Genomic DNA, 16538 nt, shown 5'->3' with positions numbered 1-16538 from the left:
TGCTGATGCGGTTCTAATTGTCAGAATGCAGAAAAAGGATTGGAAGGCAAAGCATATTGCGCGCTGTTGTGTCCAGCAGGGGAAAATCTGGCCTTCACAGCCGCAAACGCAGGCAGAGTTGGTTATTGGAGAATGTATATCAACGGCAAGGCCGGGTTCAGTCTGGAAACTATCAGACTTGGTGTTATCCGACGCATCACCAATCTCCCATTGTCGGCCCCAAAGGCCTGAGGGGCTGGTGGAGGTTATCCTGATTCCGCTGGACGTAACCGGGGCGCAGGTTGATTACATTGAGCTTCACTACAGTATTCACCCGCAGACCTTCGAACTTGATCTGATAAGTGCGCTGGCTCCAACATTATCGTCTGGCTGGAGCAAACGCTTGCCTGGAACAGTTGCTGCCAACTCCGAGGTTCTTCGGAGTCACCGGTCCAAGTTCAACAGCAACAATCGCTTTGTTCCGATCCTTGATCCACATAATCCGGCCGACCTCAGCAGATGCGAGTTTCGGGTATGTGCGATGATGAAAGAGGGAATGACAGTGAAGACGATTTCGGAGACTCTGTCCATTGGCCCGACAACAGTTCGTTCGCACCTAAGTTCCATATTTTCCAAAACAGGGGCGACGAGCCAGGTCGAGCTTTTGCATCTATTGAACCGAAGCGTTGATGCTGACAGGGGTTTTGCTCAGATCGCGGGTTAGTTAACCGAATGTATTGCTACCGGGACGACCTGAAGACCGTTTTGGTTTTCAAAGGATCCATCCGCCGTCATGGTCCTGCCCTTTATGGTGCCGCGCAGGTCGACCAACCGCTGAACTGTGTCGCAATTTCGTCGGCTGTTTCGTAGATTTCTTTCTTCGGCCGCAGTTTTACCCCCAAATTCGGTGTAAGAAACCTGACTCGCTCGCCATAGACGTATGTCGCTTTTCCTTGGGTTAAACAACCTTACGGAGTAGGGAGAGAGTGCCTTATTTTTTTATCCATCTGGCCTGATTGTATCTGTTGGCGAAATAATATCCTTTTTTGTTAATTACTTAGTCGTTGTTCATGATTTCGCGACAACATTAACATAATGTGAACAATGTATTCTCTGAGTGTTCAACTGGCTCGGGGCATACTGATCGCACAGGCCGGGCAAACCACGTCCGGTTGAATGGAAGGGGAACAGCATGATCAAGACTGCTATTGAGGTTGCGCCGTATGCATGTGCGACAATGCAACCCCATAATCCCGTCATGAACGGCGAAGTTTCAAGTAATACAAATTCGAGCAGCAGTCGCTTCCCTCCTATCGAAAATGCACTGACAGAAATCGTAAATAACAAGCGACTAGAAGAGGCAAACCGGGACTTCTGAAAATCAGACGTCCGATGGATTTCCGGATCAACTTGATCAAGGAAAGATAAAGCCCGCTCCGAATTGGAGCGGGCTATATTTTTTCTCAGTAACCTTTGCCAACTTGCGTCGGGCATAAGCGCAATACAACCTGGCGGTCAGGATCTTAATGAGAAAGTCGGGCCAGCCAAACGGCTGGTAATCACTTAGCTGGCCCGGTCTTTTGCCCACTTCATAAGAATGAAGGCAAAAGCTGTTAGCTATCCAGTCCGAGCATTGCCTTTACAGCAGCCTCGACCTCGTCGGTGACGGGTTTGTTCGCAGCGTCTTCCAATGCCGCGCGCTCATCGAGTGACTGCTGCTCAACGGCGTCTGCCAGGTCTTCGACGTCTTGCATGGCTTCCTCGTACTCCAAGGCTGCCTGTTTTTCGGCATTCAGGCTGTCAGCGGCATCTTTGGAAGCTTGCAGATCATCGTTTGCGTCCTGAAGTGCGTCCTCGATATCAGGATTGGTGCCTCCCGCATCTGCCAGTTGCTGTTCGAGATCATCGACGATGTCCTGCTTTTCCTGAACATCGGCCAGCGCATCCTCAAGGTCGTCATTGATTTCAGCGCTGGAGCGCTCCGGCGGGGTCATATCATCCAGAAGGTCTTGTTTTTCGGCAAGCTCAGCTCGGATGCTGTCGCCAGCCAAAACCGTGTCGCGATAGGTTGCAATGCGACCGACGCGCGAATTCGGGGCAGCGTTCTGGAGGGCCTTCTCACTTGCGTTGGCTGCGTTCAGTGCGCCCAGTTCCGAAGGGTGGACGCCCAGCGCGGCAGCCAGTTTATTCCCCTTCTTGTGGGAATCGGTCAGGTCCGTTTCCTCGACCTGAACCTTAGATTTTGTCGCGTGCGCTGACGGTGCGGTCTTGGTCTGAGTTTTCGTGGACTTCTTACCGGTAAACAGTTCTTTCAAAGAGAACGATTTTCCCTTCGAAGATTTTGACTTCGAACCCTTTGCGCCAGAGGTAGTGCGCCCTGACTTGCCGGCGGATTTTGAGCCGCCACCTTTGGTCGCGCCATTACCGCCGCTGTTGCCTTTGCCCTTTCCGGCACTGTCGCTGTTTCCTTTGCCACCACCGTTACCACCGCCGTTTCCGTTACCACCACCATTGCCACCGCCGTTTCCTTTACCGCCGCCTTTGCCATCTTTTGCATAAGCCACGTCAGGAAATGCAATCGCGCCAACAATTGCGGTGGAGCCTAACATTGCGATTGCGAGTGCAGAGGCTTTCAGCAAGCCGGTCATATTGGTTTTCATAGCGTTCCTCGTAAATCGAAGGCGTGTTTCAGTGGTCCGACATAGTTTTCCAAGATTCGCACACAGGCAAACCGCTTGCCGGAATCAAGATCTGACAGGTGCTATCTAAACCGATCATCATTGAACCCACGCCAAACTGGTCGTTCATCCCCAGTTCATGTTGAAATCGGTAGATTATGTAGGTGGTTGCGCAGTAAAGAGTGCCGAAGATGAGAAAGCTCTTAACCATTATGTTTCTTATTGTCTTTCTCCAGCCCGGAGAAGGCAATGCAGCCGTTCGTGAGCTGAAGCAGGCAGAACTGCGCAAAGCAACAACCTCGGGCAACGCAATCCGGTTGCAGAAAGTCATCAAAGGGGTCGAACAGGTCTTTGGCGGTACGCCTATTGATGCGCGAGCTTTTCAGGCCGACAAAGTTTACTACCGCGTACTGGTCAAAAAGCCGAACGGGAAGATTGTCAGTGTTATTGTTAACGCAAAAACCGGCGTTGTCGTTTCCAACGGGTCCAAGATCGGCAAACAAATCTCAGAAGCGGCCAAATCTGCGCCCGGAAACTCGGCCAATGCGAAATCTCAAGGCAAGTCTTCAGTCAAAGCAAATGGCGGTCAAAGCGGCAACCGCGGGAACAGCGGTGGCGGTCGCGGCAACTCTGGTGGCAATGGCGGAGGCAACTCCGGAGGTAACGGCGGCGGCAACTCCGGTGGTAACGGTGGTGGCAATGGCGGTGGTAACGGTGGTGGCAATTCTGGTGGCAATTCTGGCGGCAACGGTGGTGGAAACGGTGGCGGCAACGGCGGTGGTAAAAAGTAATGGTTAAACTGCCATTCGCACGCCTATAATTCCCAAGTATGAGAGTCTTACTGGCAGAAGACGAACCGCACCTTTGCGAGCAGATCAAGAAACTGTTGAACGCTGAAGGTCGGGTCGTGGACATTGTGAACAGCGGCCTGGAAGCTTTGCATCTGGGTGCAACAGAACCCTATGACATGATCATCCTCGATATTGGATTGCCGGAACGCGATGGCATTTCAGTTCTGCGGGAATGGCGCAGTGCGGGCATCAAGACTCCGGTGCTGATCCTCACGGCCCGCGATGGCTGGAGCGAAAGGGTCGACGGATTGGACGCAGGCGCGGACGACTACATGACCAAGCCGTTCCATATGCCCGAACTGGCAGCGCGGGTCCGTGCCATACTGCGGCGGCAGAGCGGTCAGTTGAATCCCGTCGTCGAAATGGGAAATGTTGTGCTGGATACCCGCAACGGGCGTGTAACGGCGGATGGCGTGCCCATCGACCTGACCGCGCAGGAGTTGGCTGTTCTTACATATCTGGCCCATAATGTTGGGCGTATGATCTCAAGGACCGAGTTGTCGGAACATATCTACGAATACGATGGAGACAGGGACTCGAACACCATTGCGGTCTTCATAACCCGTCTGCGCAAAAAACTTGGCCCTGATCTGATCACAACGATTCGGGGCCGCGGATACATGATCGACTCTGCCTGATGTTATCTCTGCGTCAACGGGCTCTACTGGGGGGGATCGCGTCGGGTGCCCTTTCAGTGGGTGTTGGTACGCTGGCCGTGTTCTCGTTCATCAATGCCCGCGTTTCGGACAGGTTTGATACCGCACTACTTGATCGTCACACGCAACTGGTCGTTGGGTTGAGCGTTACGACCCATGACCCGGATGCGCTGCGCGATCTGATGTTCGATCCGGCCTATGGCACACCGTATTCTGGCCGATACTGGCAAGTCAGCAACAGCGAAGGCGAAATCTTTACGTCGGCTTCCTTGTTTGATGAAGTCATTGCCGAACCCCTTGGCACCCCTGATGTAACGACGCTTTGGAACACTCCCGGTCCGGAAAGCGAAGCTTTACGAGGAGCCTTTCAGAAAATTACCTATGAGGATGGCACGGTCTGGGGGGTCAGCGTTGCCGAAAGTCAGGCCCAGCTTGTCGCGGAACGCCGCGCTGCACAACAAAGCCTGCTTCCGGTTTTTGCGCTGGTCGGTCTGATCGGTGTCGTTGGGTCACTACTTCTGACGTCAATCATCCTGACGCCACTCAGAAAGCTTCGGTCAGATGTGGCGCATCGTTGGGATCGGGACGAAGACCTTAGACCAGGCGATTATCCAGAAGAGGTGTCTCCTCTGGTCGAGGATCTGAACCAGCTCTTGCGTCGAAACCGGGAAATCGTATCGGGATCACGTCGTCAGGCGGCAGATTTGGCCCATGCCCTGAAAACACCTACTGCAATCATGCGCAATGAACTGCTGCTGTTGTCCGAAGCGGGAGGTTCTACGGAAACCGCTGTGGAAGCTCTCGACCGCATTGACGCGCAGCTGGGCCGGTCGCTTGCCCGAATGCGGGCGCTGAATACTGCGGACTTGACCCATTCTCGTACCGATCTGTCTCATTCGATTGATCGACTGGCGCGTCTGTTCACCACCATGGCCGAGCGCGAAGGAAAGTCATTGGAAATCGAACGCGACCCGGGTCTTTGGGTGCGTATGGACGCGCAGGATATCGAAGAAGTTTTGGGCAACCTGCTGGATAACGCGGTCAAATGGTGCAAACATAAGGTCCGCGTGACGGCTATGAGAACCTCGAACGGGATCGAAGTTGTGATTGACGACGATGGTCCGGGAATTCCTCAGGGCGCTCACCGCGAGGCACTGCGATCGGGGGGGAGGCTGGATACCTCTGTTTCGGGCAGCGGCCTTGGGCTGGCCATCGCGGTTGATTTGTTAAAGGCCTATGACAGTCGGCTTGATCTGGGTGCATCCAGCTCGCTTGGCGGTCTGGAATGCCGGATCGTAATTCCGAAGGGAACCAATGCGCATCCTGCGACGGGCTGATCATTTGCCCTGAAGGTTCAGGGTGCTTTGGGTGTGACGTAGGTGGACAAGGCGCCAAAACAAGAAAAGCGGACCCATGACAGGTCCGCTTTTGCCCTTGCGGGCGATAGGCAGCCAAGGTGGGCTTAGCTGCTCATGTCATAGGCCCGCTCACCATGTACCGAGAGGTCGAGGCCATTTGTCTCGGTCTCGGCGTTTACGCGAAGTGGTGTGATCAGTGCAACCAGTTTGACCAACACAAACGTGACAGCTGCCGCAAAGACACCCACGATAACCAGCCCGCCCAACTGTGCGGTCCATGTGCCAAGGCCGAACAGGGCGATCATGATGGTGCCGAAGATGCCTCCGACGCCATGTACCGCGAACACGTCCAATGTATCGTCGATATTCAGCTTGTTGCGCACCAGACTGACGGCTTCCTGACACAGAATGCCCGCGACAGCACCGATGATGAGGGCCTGAACCGGACCCACAAAACCCGAAGCGGGCGTGATCGAGGCCAGACCTGCAATTGTCCCGGTGACAAGACCCACCATCGAGGCTTTGCCAAAGCGGATGCGTTCCCAAAGCGCCCATGTCAGTGACGCAGTTGCGGCGGACAGGTGGGTAACGGTCATCGCCATCGCAGCGCCACCGTCCGCGGCCAGTTGCGAACCGCCATTGAAGCCGAACCAGCCGACCCACAGCATCGCGGCGCCGACCATGACATAGCCGGGATTATGCGGCGGGGTCGTTCGGTTTCGGCGCGGGCCAAGGATGACGGCGATGATCAGGGCTGCCAGACCAGCGGTTTCGTGCACCACGATACCGCCAGCGAAATCACGCACGCCAATGTCACCCAAAATACCACCATCGGACAGCATTCCACCGCCCCAGATCCAGTGAACCACCGGCGCATAGCACAGCAGCATCCACAGCGCCGAGAAGGTGAGCACAAAGCCAAAGCCCACCCGTTCAACATATGCGCCCACGATCAGGGCCGGGGTGATGATGGCAAAGGTCATCTGAAAGGCAAAGAACAGGATTTCTGGGAGAGTGCCAGCAAGGCTGTTCACATCAACACCGTTGAGGAAAGCCTTGCCCAAACCACCCCAAAGCCCACTTTCACCGGGTCCAAAGGCGATGGAGTACCCGGCCACCAGCCACAGAATGCTCATCAAACAGGCAATGGCAAAGCAATGCATAAAAACGCTGAGCACGTTTCGGGCACGTACAAGCCCGCCGTAAAACAAGGCCAGACCCGGTAATGTCATGAAAAGGACCAGTGCTGTAGCAACTATGATCCAGGCTGTATCGGCTCCATTCATGGGCCGCTCTCCTTTTCCCTGCATGGTTTCCCGGGCAGGTCATCTGACAACGCCCGGGATCGAGTGAGTGTATGTGCAGAGCCTTGAAGCGGAGGGCAGGTGAGGAAAAAAGAGGCAATACCCGAATTGGTCGCCTATTTTGTCGCCTTTTGTTCAAGTGATGACAGTTTTGGCGGCTATGGGCAGATAATGCCTAAAAAAGGTGCGCGTTATGAAAGCCCGGTCAGAAGCAACGCCAGCGCATGATCCCGCGCGGCGCGGCGCACCGCATCCCGCCCTTGCGCGCCAAACTCTATCGTTTCTGTTCGGGTTTCCCGGCCTTCTCTGGCCAGTCCGAAACATACGCGCCCTTCGGGTTTGAATTCAGACCCGCCCGGCCCGGCAATGCCGGTAATCGCGACGGCAAGCTGCGCTTGTGAGTTGCGCAATGCGCCTTCGGCCATTTCGCGAGCGACCTGCTCGGACACTGCGCCGAAAGCCTGCAGGGTTTCTGCCAGCACACCCAGCATGTCCTGCTTGGCCCCGTTGGTATAGGTAACAAAACCCCGATCCACGACGGCCGAGCTGCCGGGTATATCCGTCAGGGCCGCAGCGACCATACCGCCGGTGCAGCTTTCCGCAGTGGCGATCATAACGCCCTGCGCTTTGGCGCGGTTCAGCAGGTCGGGCACGTTCATAGGCCCAGAACCCCGTGCGTGATGCCAGCCAGAACCATCACGCCAACGGCTGCGAAAATACCCGCAATCACGTCGTCCAGCATCACTCCCATAGGATCGCCGCGACGATCTGCCCAACCGACGGGGCCGGGTTTGGTGATGTCGAACAGGCGGAACAGAGCGAACCCGGCAACCCAGCCGGGCCAGAGGGCGGTAATGTCGATCCCATGCGCCCAGGACGGATATGAGATCGCCCAGAGGGCAATGAACTGGCCCGCGACCTCATCGATGACGATTTCCGACGGGTCGTGATCGTCCTGGCCGTCGGTCATCACGCGCGTGGCCCACAGGCCGCCTGCGAACACCACGAGCGTTGCGATTGCCAGCAATGGGAATCCGCCCAGCGTGTGCAGGACCCAAGCCATCGGCAGCGCGGCCAGCGAACCCCAGGTGCCGGGGGCAGGGCGTATATATCCGACGCCGCCAACGGTGCCAATCAACTGCGCCGCGTTCATGATTTCACCAGACAGGCCGTCGCAATCGATGCGATGCCTTCACTGCGACCGGTGAAGCCCAGACGCTCGGACGTGGTGGCCTTGATCGAGACCTGATCGGCACGCAAGCCCATGATTTTGGACATTTCTTCGCGCATAACAGCGGCGTGAGGGCCAATCTTCGGGTATTCACAGACCAGCGTACAATCCACGTTCGAGATGCGATACCCCATCTGTCCAGCCAGTTCGACCGCGTGACGCAGAAAGATCTCGCTGGCGGCCCCTTTCCATTGCGGATCCGAGGGCGGAAAATGCTGTCCGATATCCCCTTGCGCCAATGCGCCATAAATCGCGTCGGTTACAGCATGCATCCCGACATCCGCATCCGAATGCCCCTGCAACCCGCGATCATGGGGAACCTTCACACCGCAAAGGACCACATGATCCCCGTCGCCAAATCGGTGCACGTCATAGCCGTTGCCAAGTCTTACATCCATATCCATTCCCATGATACGTTCCGCCCGGGCAAAATCCTCGGGGCGGGTGATCTTCAGGTTGTCCGCATCGCCCGGTACGATGCAGACATCTACCCCCGCCGCGCGTGCAACCTCAACATCATCAGCAGCACCGCCCGGATGCGCGGCATGGGCGGCGGTGATGGTGTCATAGTGAAAGCCTTGCGGTGTTTGCGCCGCAAACAGGTTGCTGCGGTCTTGTGTGCCAGTCACGGCCCCGTCTTGTCCTATCCACAAGGCGTCAGTCACCGTCAGTCCGGGGGCGGCGGCCTGATGTGCATCCAATGCGTTCAAGACGTCCTGAATGGTGCGCGACGAAACGCAGGGTCTGGCAACGTCATGAATCAGGACGCGCTTCACGTCGAGGTGCGCCAGGGCCTTCAAACCGTTGCGTACAGAACCCGTGCGATCTGTGCCGCCCGAGGCGAGGATCAGATCGGTATCACGAAACTCCTCCCAGACCAGAGTGTCTTCGTCGGATAAGACCAGAACGATATGGGCGACCTGTCCGCGGAACCGATCGATTGTCCAGTCTGCCACGCGGCGTCCTGCAAGGCCGCGCCACTGTTTTGGGACGTCGCCCCCTGCGCGCAGGCCGCGGCCTGCGGCGACTATGATGGCAGCTGTGGTCATGCCGCGCGCCCTCCATTTTGTTGCGTTTGTTTAGGCGGCGGTGATTGCAGTGGCAATCACCTATGGTCTGGTGATTAAAAAATAGGCAGATGATGGTTTTGCGGGCTTGTTGCGCGTCGTTTTGTTGTTCATATGCGTGGAATTCGATATCAGAACTGCAATTGCCCAAGGATTAAGCACGTTGACTTTCCGCTTCGCTGACAAACTCGTAACATCGCCGGTTTTGCTGGCCCCGATGGCCGGAATCACAGATCGCCCGTTTCGGGATCTGGTTATGCGCTTTGGCGCCGGCATGGTCGTCAGCGAAATGGTCGCCAGTCAGGAGATGGTGCAGGCCAAACCCGGAGTGCGGGAGCGCGCCGAACTGTCCGCCGATGTGGAAAACACAGCTGTGCAACTGGCAGGGCGCGAGGCGCATTGGATGGCCGAGGCCGCGCGTCAGGTTGCTGATCGTGGAGCGCGGGTGATCGACATTAACATGGGGTGTCCTGCCAAAAAGGTAACAAATGGGTATTCCGGTTCGGCCCTGCTGAAAACACCGGACCACGCACTGACGCTGATCGAGGCCGTTGTCAGTGTAGTCGACGTTCCAGTGACATTGAAAACCCGTCTGGGGTGGGATGACACCCTGCTGAATGCCCCCGAGGTTGCGCGCCGTGCACAAGAGGCAGGCGTTCAGATGGTTACGATCCACGGACGCACGCGATGCCAGTTCTACAAGGGGCGCGCTGACTGGAGCGCAATCCGGGCCGTGAAACAGGCCGTGTCGATTCCGGTTATTGCGAACGGAGATATTGTAGACACAGCAGCCGCACGAACCGCATTGGAACAATCTGGTGCAGATGGGGTCATGGTCGGGCGTGGCGCACAGGGTAAACCCTGGCTACTGGCGCAGATCAGTCACGACCTTTACGGGGCGGATGCGCCGGATATTCCGGTCGGGAATGACCTGATCGACATGGTGCGCACGCATTATCAGGCGATGCTGGGATTTTACGGTGCCGATCTGGGCCTGCGTGTCGCCCGCAAGCATCTGGGATGGTACATGGATCAGGCCGCAACCCCTGCGCCGCTGCGGCGGGCGGTTCTGACGTCGCGCAGCACGGATGAAGTCCTGCGTCTGCTTGGGGACGCACTTGCCGAAACGGGCGAGGTGGCGGCATGAATTCCAACGCCAACATCTGGAACTCATTGCCGGTTCCGGCTTTTATTATTGATGAAAACGACCGCATCGCAGATGTGAATTCGGCGGGCGAGGGGTTTTTGAATGCCTCGCGCCGGTCGGTAATCGGGCATCCGGTATGGGACCAGATCGCCGTTGACGCACCGCTGGAGGAAGCATTCCTGCGCGCCCGCTCGCAAGGCACGCCACTGTTTGTAAACGATGTGGATGCGGGTTCTGGGAATCGCGCGCCGTTGCAATGTGCGTTGCAGATCGCGCCTCTGGTCGGCCATCCGGGGTCGATGATCATGATCATAACGCCTCGTGAACTGGCGGGCAGGATGACCTTGGGCAACACGGTCAAGTCAGCGGCGCAGTCGGCGATTGGCATGGCCGAGATGCTGGCGCACGAGATTAAGAACCCGTTGGCAGGGATTACCGGTGCAGCGCAACTGCTGAGCATGAACATTTCGTCACAGGATCTTGAACTTACAGACCTTATTGTGGCCGAAAGCCGAAGGATCGTGAAGCTTCTGGAGCAGGTCGAGCAATTCGGCAACTTGCAGAAACCGGACCTCAGGCCGGTCAACATCCACGATGTGCTGGACCGTGCAAGGCGGTCCGCGCTGCTGGGATTTGGCGCGGATATGACAATCATCGAGGATTACGATCCTTCATTGCCGCTGGCCTATGGCGATCCGGACCAGTTTCTTCAGGTGGTCCTGAACCTGCTGAAAAACGCATCCGAGGCTGCGGGGCCGCAGGGCGGTACGATCCGTCTGCGCACTTATTTCGAACACTCCTTCCGCCTGCGCCGAAGCGACGGATCGGGTCATTCCCTGCCGTTGCAGATCGAGATCATCGATGACGGTCCGGGCCTGCCCGAGGATATCCGGGGTGATATCTTTGACCCGTTCGTGTCGGGCAAGGAAAACGGCACTGGTCTGGGGCTGGCGCTGGTCAGCAAGATCGTTTCCGACCATGACGGCTGGATTTCCGCCGACTCCGTGCCCGGCCGCACCGTATTCAAACTGTCGCTGCGCCGCGCGCCGCGAGATGCAACCGAACACAAGAAGGAGAGCACCTGATGGATGGCACCGTACTGGTTGCGGATGACGACCGCACAATCCGCACCGTTCTGACTCAGGCGCTGACGCGGGCCGGATGCAAGGTGCACGCAACATCTTCGCTGACCACCCTGATGCGTTGGGTCGGCGAAGGCAAAGGCGACGTGGTGATCTCGGACGTTGTCATGCCCGATGGCAACGGTCTGGAGATGCTGCCGAAGATAGCAAAGGATCGCCCTGGATTGCCGGTTATCGTGATTTCCGCGCAAAACACGATCATGACCGCAATTCAGGCGGCTGAGGCTGACGCATATGACTATCTGCCCAAACCGTTTGACCTGCCGGATTTGATGAAACGCACGGCGCGGGCGCTGGATCAGAAGCAGCGCGCACAGCCGGAACCCATACAGGCAGGTGGCGAACGCCCGGATGAGCTGCCTCTGGTCGGCCGCACGCCAGTTATGCAGGCCTTGTATCGTTTGGTCGCACGCGTGATGAATACCGACCTGCCGGTTATGATCTCGGGTGAAAGCGGAACGGGTAAGTCGCTGATTGCCCGGGCAATTCACGACTTTTCGGATCGGCGTACATTACCCTTTGTCACAGTCACCGCAGCCGACCTAAGCGATCTGGAGGGCCCGGCCCGCGTGATGGCGCGGGTGCGTGGCGGTACGCTGCTGATAGATGAAATCGCGGATATCGGCGATGAAATTCAAGCCCGCGTGGTGCGTATGATGGATACGCCCGGTGATCATGTTCCGCGTTTCATGGCAACCAGCCAGACAAACTTGACCGATGGGATGGAAAACGGCCGTATCCGTCAGGACCTGTATTATCGTTTGTGTGGGGCGACGATCCACGTGCCCTCATTGCGCGAAAGGGTCGACGATATTCCGCTGCTGGCCGAACATTTTCTGGCCCGGGAGGAGAAGGAAAATGGCAACAAGCGGTGGCTCAGCCCGGAAGCGGTTGAGTTGGTGCGGCGCTATTCATGGCCGGGGAATGTGCGGCAACTGGAAAACGCCGTTCGCCGTTTGGGGCTGACCAGTCGGGCAGATGAGATTTCAAAGGCCGAGGTGGAAATGGTGTTGGGCAGCCAGCCCGAAGCTGCACCGGTTCTGAGCGGCGGCGAACGCGAGAAGCTTTCAACCTCGGTCGAGCGTCACCTGCGACGGTATTTCGATCTGCACGGCAATATATTGCCGCCACCGGGCCTTTATCAGCGGATATTGCGTGAAGTTGAGGCCCCGCTGATCGAAATCGCACTGGATGCAACTGGTGGGAACCAGGCAAAATGTGCTGATTTACTGGGGATTAACCGAAATACGCTGCGAAAAAAGATTACAGATCTCGATATTCAGGTGACACGGCGCCGCAAACTGATGTAATATCGCCACACAAACCGTGGCATCCCGGCATCTGTCGGGAAAAGACCACGAAATATGGCGGTAAGCCGCACAAGCGGCACATCAGGATGAGGGCAGACGGTGGCAACCCGAGCACAGAGCGGGATGATCCCATCGATTGGTCGATGGCGTAAATCACGGAAACTGCGCAATTTCGGCACCTTTGGGCTGGTCCTCATGGGGCCTGTTCTGGCGCTTGCCACATATCTTGTCATTGGTCCCTTTGACCTAGGTGCGACCGCGCCGACATTGCGGCTGATTCTGCTGGCCGATCTTGTCTATGTTTTGGTCGTTGCGGCTTTGGTGCTCAGTCAGTTGGGCAGCCTAATTGCGGCCAGACGGGCCAAGTCGGCGGGCTCGCGCCTGCATTTGCGCCTGATCGGGGCGTTTACGCTGCTTGCGCTGGTTCCGACCGTTACGGTCGCCATTTTTGCCGGACTGACCGTGAATATCGGCCTGGAAGGCTGGTTTTCGGATCGCGTGCGCCAGGTTGTCGGGTCTTCCCTGACGGCGGCAGAGGCTTATGAGCAGGAACATCGCAGCGGTCTGACGCAGGACGCTACGGTTCTGGCGCGGTTCCTGAACAATGCACGTTCGGTGGAGTTTTACATTTCTGATGCCGAACTCCGCGAGGTTCTGGCGCAGGGGCAGGCCCGGATTCAGCGCGGATTGCGCGAAGCCTATGTCATCGACGGAACGGGCGAAATCCGGTCGCGCGGGGATCGGTCCTATCTGTTCAACTATGAGGCACCAACAGCCGAGCAAATGACGGAAGCGGCAGATAAGGGGCTGCTGATCATTGCCGACTGGCCGAATAATGAATTCCGTGCGCTGGTGCCGCTTACCGCTTATCTGGATCGTTACCTGTATGTCAGCCGCGAGGTGGATGGGCAGTTGTTGACACTGCTGGATGACACCAAGGAAACGGCACAGTTTTATCAACAATTGGAGAGTGAACGGGGCAGGGTGCTGTTCGAGTTCGGCCTGCTGTATCTCGGCTTTGCGCTGATCCTGATCCTGGCTGCGATGTCGCTGGGGATGTGGTTTGCCGAACGCCTGTCGCGCCCGGTAGGACGTTTGACCACGGCGGCGCAGCGGGTCGGCGCCGGAGACTTGAGCGTTCAGGTGATCGAAGAGGCCAGCGACGACGAAATCGCGATGTTGGGCCGATATTTCAACCAGATGACCCGACAACTCAAGGGGCAGCGGGACACGCTGCTGGAAAACACCCAGCAAATCGAAAGCAGGCGTCGCCTGTTTGATTCCGTGCTCAGTTCGGTCACGTCCGGTGTTGTCGGCGTGGATCCCGATGGATGCGTTACCTTCGTCAACCGTTCGGCTGAACGCTTGCTGGACTGGTCGCGGGGCGAAGAACACCTGGCTATCGGCATTGCGGTTCCCGAGTTTCTGCCTTTGTTTGAGAGCCTCAAGGACAGCGGACAAGAAGCCGTTCAGGGCGAGATCAAGGTCACACGCAAGGGGCGGCTGGAGAACCTGCTGGTCCGCATGGCCATCCGTCGCGGACAGGATGGCGGGTTGGAAGGCTATGTGGTTGCCTTTGATGATGTAACCGATTTGGTCAGCGCGCAGCGAATGGCAGCGTGGGGTGACGTGGCCCGCCGTATTGCACATGAAATCAAGAACCCATTGACGCCGATCCAGCTCAGCGCAGAGCGCATCAAGCGCAAGTTTGCCCGCAAACTGGATGAGGAAGACAGCGGCAGCCTTGAATCGATGACCGGTGTCATCGTGCGGCAAACAAACGACCTGCGGCGTATCGTGGACGAGTTTTCCAAGTTCGCGCGGATGCCCGAACCCGTTCGCCGCGAAGAGGACTTAGTCGAACTGGTGCGCGAAGCCGTTCTTTTGCAGCACGCGGGACAACCGGACGTACAGATTGACGCTGACCTGCCGCAGCAGCCAATCATGGCGGATGTAGATGCGACCATGCTCAACCAAGCGTTGACCAACCTGATTAAGAATGCCGGAGAAGCTATTGTTACCTTGAAAGAAAAAGGGGCCCCGGAAAACCTGAAACCACAGATCAAGGTGGCTCTTTCAAGCGATGATGCAGGTACAGTCATCACCATTGCAGACAATGGGATCGGTCTGCCGGAGGACCGGGCGCGTTTGTTTGAACCTTATGTAACGACACGCGACGAAGGGACCGGATTGGGCCTTCCGATTGTCAAGAAAATCATAGAAGAGCACAGCGGCGCGCTGACCCTTGAGGACGCGCCCGTATTTGACGGACAGGGCCATTTTGGCGCAATGGCTGTGATCCGTTTGCCTGGGGCAAGTATGTCCCCAACCGTTGCGCCGCAGAAGCAGGCAATTAGAACCAACAAACTGAAAGCAGGCCAAAGATGAGCGACATTCTGATCGTAGATGACGAGCGCGATATTCGCGAGCTGGTGTCCGACATTCTGGAGGACGAAGGCTATTCAACCCGGCTGGCAGCCAACTCGGACGAGTGCATGGCGTCGATCAATTCCGAACCGCCGGGTCTGTTGATCCTGGATATCTGGCTGAAAGACAGCCGCATGGACGGGATTGATATCCTCAAGACGGTAAAGCGCGATAACCCGGATGTGCCGGTGGTGATTATTTCGGGCCACGGCAATATCGAAATCGCTGTAGCGGCTATCAAACAGGGTGCTTACGACTTTATCGAGAAACCGTTTAACATTGACCAGTTGATGGTGGTGATCCGCCGCGCGATGGAGACGTCTCGTCTGCGGCGCGAGAACGCGTCGCTGAAGCGGAAAGAGGTCAACAACTCGGACATGATCGGCAAATCCGCGTCGTTCCGGGCCATGCAGGGGCAGTTGGACAAGGTGACCAAATCAAACGGTCGCGTCATGCTGCGTGGACCTGCGGGTTCGGGCAAGGAAATTGCTGCGCGTTATATCCATGCCCACTCCAACCGTGCGAACGCTCCGTTCGTGACCGTCAACTGTGCCGGGATTGAGCCTGAGCGTGTGGAAGAAGTTCTGTTTGGCCGGGAATCGGCCGAACGCGGTGTGGAATCCGGATTGCTGGAAGAAGCCCATGGCGGCGTGGTCTATTTTGATGAAGTTTCCGACATGCCTTTGGGCACACAGTCCAAAATCCTGCGGGTGCTGGTGGATCAGCAATTCCAGCGCGTGGGTGGCTCGGACAAGGTGCGCGTGGATCTTCGGGTGATCTCATCGACCAACAAGGATCTGGATGATGAAATCGCCGCCGAGCGTTTCCGGGAAGAGCTGTATCACCGTCTGAATGTGGTTCCGATCTCCGTTCCCTCACTCGAGGACCGGCGCGAGGATATACCGGTACTGGCCCAGCACTTCATCGAAATGTGCAACGAAACCCAAGGGTTGCCTATGCGGGAGCTGTCGGACGAGGCGGTCGCTTTGCTGCAGACAATGACCTGGCCGGGTAACGTGCGCCAGTTGAAGAACCTGATCGAACGTGTTTTGATTCTGGGCGACGGCACCGGCCCGATTGAGGCGCGCGAGCTGCCCAATGAAGAAGACAAGGCCGAAGAGTCGGGCCGCGTTGTCTTGTCGGGTGCGCTGGCTACTTTGCCGCTGCGCGAGGCCCGCGAAGCGTTCGAGCGGGAATATCTGCTGACCCAGATCAACCGCTTTGGCGGCAATATCAGCCGCACCGCCAGCTTTGTCGGCATGGAACGCAGTGCGCTGCATCGCAAGTTAAAGTCGCTGGGTGTTGTGACCTCGAACAAATCTGGTGCGCGGGTCGCGCAAATCGACGAACCCGAACCGGCAGAGTGAGTCTGGGGGCATAGTTCACGG

General features: G+C 57.1%; 15 protein-coding genes. 10 read left to right on the top strand and 5 right to left on the bottom strand.

From position 1 onward, the window contains the following. Positions 1 to 25 precede the first annotated feature (25 nt). Positions 26 to 703, top strand: coding sequence for a helix-turn-helix transcriptional regulator (locus ACR0J7_RS02620; protein ID WP_480492696.1), 678 nt, complete (start codon positions 26 to 28; stop codon positions 701 to 703). A gap of 468 nt (positions 704 to 1171) precedes the next feature. Beyond that, positions 1172 to 1357, top strand: a complete 186-nt coding sequence (locus tag ACR0J7_RS02615) for a hypothetical protein (RefSeq protein WP_480473092.1) — start codon at positions 1172 to 1174, stop codon at positions 1355 to 1357. 235 nt (positions 1358 to 1592) lie between these two features. On the opposite strand, the gene ACR0J7_RS02610 is transcribed toward ACR0J7_RS02615, so the two are convergent. Beyond that, complete coding sequence (locus ACR0J7_RS02610) at positions 1593 to 2639, bottom strand: hypothetical protein (protein WP_480485465.1); 1047 nt, start codon at positions 2637 to 2639, stop codon at positions 1593 to 1595. A gap of 209 nt (positions 2640 to 2848) precedes the next feature. Between ACR0J7_RS02610 and ACR0J7_RS02605 the strand changes: the two genes are divergently transcribed. From ACR0J7_RS02605 to ACR0J7_RS02595, 3 genes are read left to right on the top strand one after another with little or no spacing between them, the layout of a single operon-like run. Next, positions 2849 to 3448, top strand: a complete 600-nt coding sequence (locus tag ACR0J7_RS02605; protein WP_480485466.1) for a PepSY domain-containing protein — start codon at positions 2849 to 2851, stop codon at positions 3446 to 3448. 38 nt (positions 3449 to 3486) lie between these two features. Then, a complete protein-coding gene (locus ACR0J7_RS02600) occupies positions 3487 to 4146 on the top strand; it encodes a response regulator transcription factor (protein ID WP_209503754.1) in 660 nt (219 codons plus the stop codon). Then, a complete protein-coding gene (locus tag ACR0J7_RS02595; RefSeq protein ID WP_480557994.1) occupies positions 4146 to 5501 on the top strand; it encodes an ATP-binding protein in 1356 nt (451 codons plus the stop codon). The genes ACR0J7_RS02600 and ACR0J7_RS02595 overlap by 1 nt, the downstream gene beginning before the upstream one ends. A gap of 125 nt (positions 5502 to 5626) precedes the next feature. On the opposite strand, the gene ACR0J7_RS02590 is transcribed toward ACR0J7_RS02595, so the two are convergent. From ACR0J7_RS02590 to ACR0J7_RS02575, 4 genes are all read right to left on the bottom strand, one after another. Then, positions 5627 to 6808 (bottom strand): ammonium transporter, encoded by a 1182-nt coding sequence (locus ACR0J7_RS02590; protein ID WP_480480673.1) that lies wholly within the window; start codon positions 6806 to 6808, stop codon positions 5627 to 5629. Positions 6809 to 7017: 209 nt separating this feature from the next. Further along, positions 7018 to 7485 carry a CinA family protein gene (locus ACR0J7_RS02585; RefSeq protein WP_480480675.1) on the bottom strand — a complete coding sequence of 156 codons (468 nt, stop codon included), beginning with the start codon at positions 7483 to 7485 and terminating at the stop codon, positions 7018 to 7020. Continuing rightward, on the bottom strand, positions 7482 to 7979 hold the full coding sequence (locus tag ACR0J7_RS02580; protein WP_480480677.1) for a phosphatidylglycerophosphatase A family protein: 498 nt from the start codon (positions 7977 to 7979) through the stop codon (positions 7482 to 7484). Before ACR0J7_RS02580 ends, ACR0J7_RS02585 begins: the two co-directional genes overlap by 4 nt. Beyond that, a complete protein-coding gene (locus ACR0J7_RS02575; protein WP_480537996.1) occupies positions 7976 to 9106 on the bottom strand; it encodes a bifunctional 2-C-methyl-D-erythritol 4-phosphate cytidylyltransferase/2-C-methyl-D-erythritol 2,4-cyclodiphosphate synthase in 1131 nt (376 codons plus the stop codon). Before ACR0J7_RS02575 ends, ACR0J7_RS02580 begins: the two co-directional genes overlap by 4 nt. Before the next feature lie 181 nt (positions 9107 to 9287). Between ACR0J7_RS02575 and dusB the strand changes: the two genes are divergently transcribed. From dusB to ntrX, 5 genes are all read left to right on the top strand, one after another. After that, positions 9288 to 10271 carry a tRNA dihydrouridine synthase DusB gene (gene dusB / locus ACR0J7_RS02570; protein ID WP_480913216.1) on the top strand — a complete coding sequence of 328 codons (984 nt, stop codon included), beginning with the start codon at positions 9288 to 9290 and terminating at the stop codon, positions 10269 to 10271. After that, positions 10268 to 11356, top strand: a complete 1089-nt coding sequence (locus ACR0J7_RS02565; RefSeq protein WP_480772779.1) for a two-component system sensor histidine kinase NtrB — start codon at positions 10268 to 10270, stop codon at positions 11354 to 11356. Before dusB ends, ACR0J7_RS02565 begins: the two co-directional genes overlap by 4 nt. Next, positions 11356 to 12723 (top strand): response regulator, encoded by a 1368-nt coding sequence (locus tag ACR0J7_RS02560; RefSeq protein ID WP_480480683.1) that lies wholly within the window; start codon positions 11356 to 11358, stop codon positions 12721 to 12723. The genes ACR0J7_RS02565 and ACR0J7_RS02560 overlap by 1 nt, the downstream gene beginning before the upstream one ends. A 123-nt stretch (positions 12724 to 12846) precedes the next feature. Next, positions 12847 to 15111, top strand: a complete 2265-nt coding sequence (locus ACR0J7_RS02555) for a sensor histidine kinase NtrY-like (protein WP_480913383.1) — start codon at positions 12847 to 12849, stop codon at positions 15109 to 15111. Beyond that, positions 15108 to 16517: a nitrogen assimilation response regulator NtrX gene (gene ntrX / locus ACR0J7_RS02550; RefSeq protein ID WP_480480685.1), complete on the top strand. Its 1410-nt coding sequence runs from the start codon at positions 15108 to 15110 to the stop codon at positions 16515 to 16517. Before ACR0J7_RS02555 ends, ntrX begins: the two co-directional genes overlap by 4 nt. The last annotated feature ends 21 nt before the right edge of the window (positions 16518 to 16538 follow it).

It is taken from the genome of Ruegeria sp. O4 (genome assembly GCF_056535125.1).
This window is presented reverse-complemented; position numbering and strand designations above follow the sequence as displayed.

What these genes read in the sequence shown, in the direction of transcription:
- ACR0J7_RS02620 (WP_480492696.1), top strand. Translation starts at nt 26, where the DNA reads ATGCAGAAAAAGGATTGGAAGGCAAAGCATATTGCGCGCTGTTGTGTC.
- ACR0J7_RS02615 (WP_480473092.1), top strand. Translation starts at nt 1,172, where the DNA reads ATGATCAAGACTGCTATTGAGGTTGCGCCGTATGCATGTGCGACAATG.
- ACR0J7_RS02610 (WP_480485465.1), bottom strand. Translation starts at nt 2,639, where the DNA reads ATGAAAACCAATATGACCGGCTTGCTGAAAGCCTCTGCACTCGCAATC.
- ACR0J7_RS02605 (WP_480485466.1), top strand. Translation starts at nt 2,849, where the DNA reads ATGAGAAAGCTCTTAACCATTATGTTTCTTATTGTCTTTCTCCAGCCC.
- ACR0J7_RS02600 (WP_209503754.1), top strand. Translation starts at nt 3,487, where the DNA reads ATGAGAGTCTTACTGGCAGAAGACGAACCGCACCTTTGCGAGCAGATC.
- ACR0J7_RS02595 (WP_480557994.1), top strand. Translation starts at nt 4,146, where the DNA reads ATGTTATCTCTGCGTCAACGGGCTCTACTGGGGGGGATCGCGTCGGGT.
- ACR0J7_RS02590 (WP_480480673.1), bottom strand. Translation starts at nt 6,808, where the DNA reads ATGAATGGAGCCGATACAGCCTGGATCATAGTTGCTACAGCACTGGTC.
- ACR0J7_RS02585 (WP_480480675.1), bottom strand. Translation starts at nt 7,485, where the DNA reads ATGAACGTGCCCGACCTGCTGAACCGCGCCAAAGCGCAGGGCGTTATG.
- ACR0J7_RS02580 (WP_480480677.1), bottom strand. Translation starts at nt 7,979, where the DNA reads ATGAACGCGGCGCAGTTGATTGGCACCGTTGGCGGCGTCGGATATATA.
- ACR0J7_RS02575 (WP_480537996.1), bottom strand. Translation starts at nt 9,106, where the DNA reads ATGACCACAGCTGCCATCATAGTCGCCGCAGGCCGCGGCCTGCGCGCA.
- ACR0J7_RS02565 (WP_480772779.1), top strand. Translation starts at nt 10,268, where the DNA reads ATGAATTCCAACGCCAACATCTGGAACTCATTGCCGGTTCCGGCTTTT.
- ACR0J7_RS02560 (WP_480480683.1), top strand. Translation starts at nt 11,356, where the DNA reads ATGGATGGCACCGTACTGGTTGCGGATGACGACCGCACAATCCGCACC.
- ACR0J7_RS02555 (WP_480913383.1), top strand. Translation starts at nt 12,847, where the DNA reads ATGATCCCATCGATTGGTCGATGGCGTAAATCACGGAAACTGCGCAAT.
- ntrX (WP_480480685.1), top strand. Translation starts at nt 15,108, where the DNA reads ATGAGCGACATTCTGATCGTAGATGACGAGCGCGATATTCGCGAGCTG.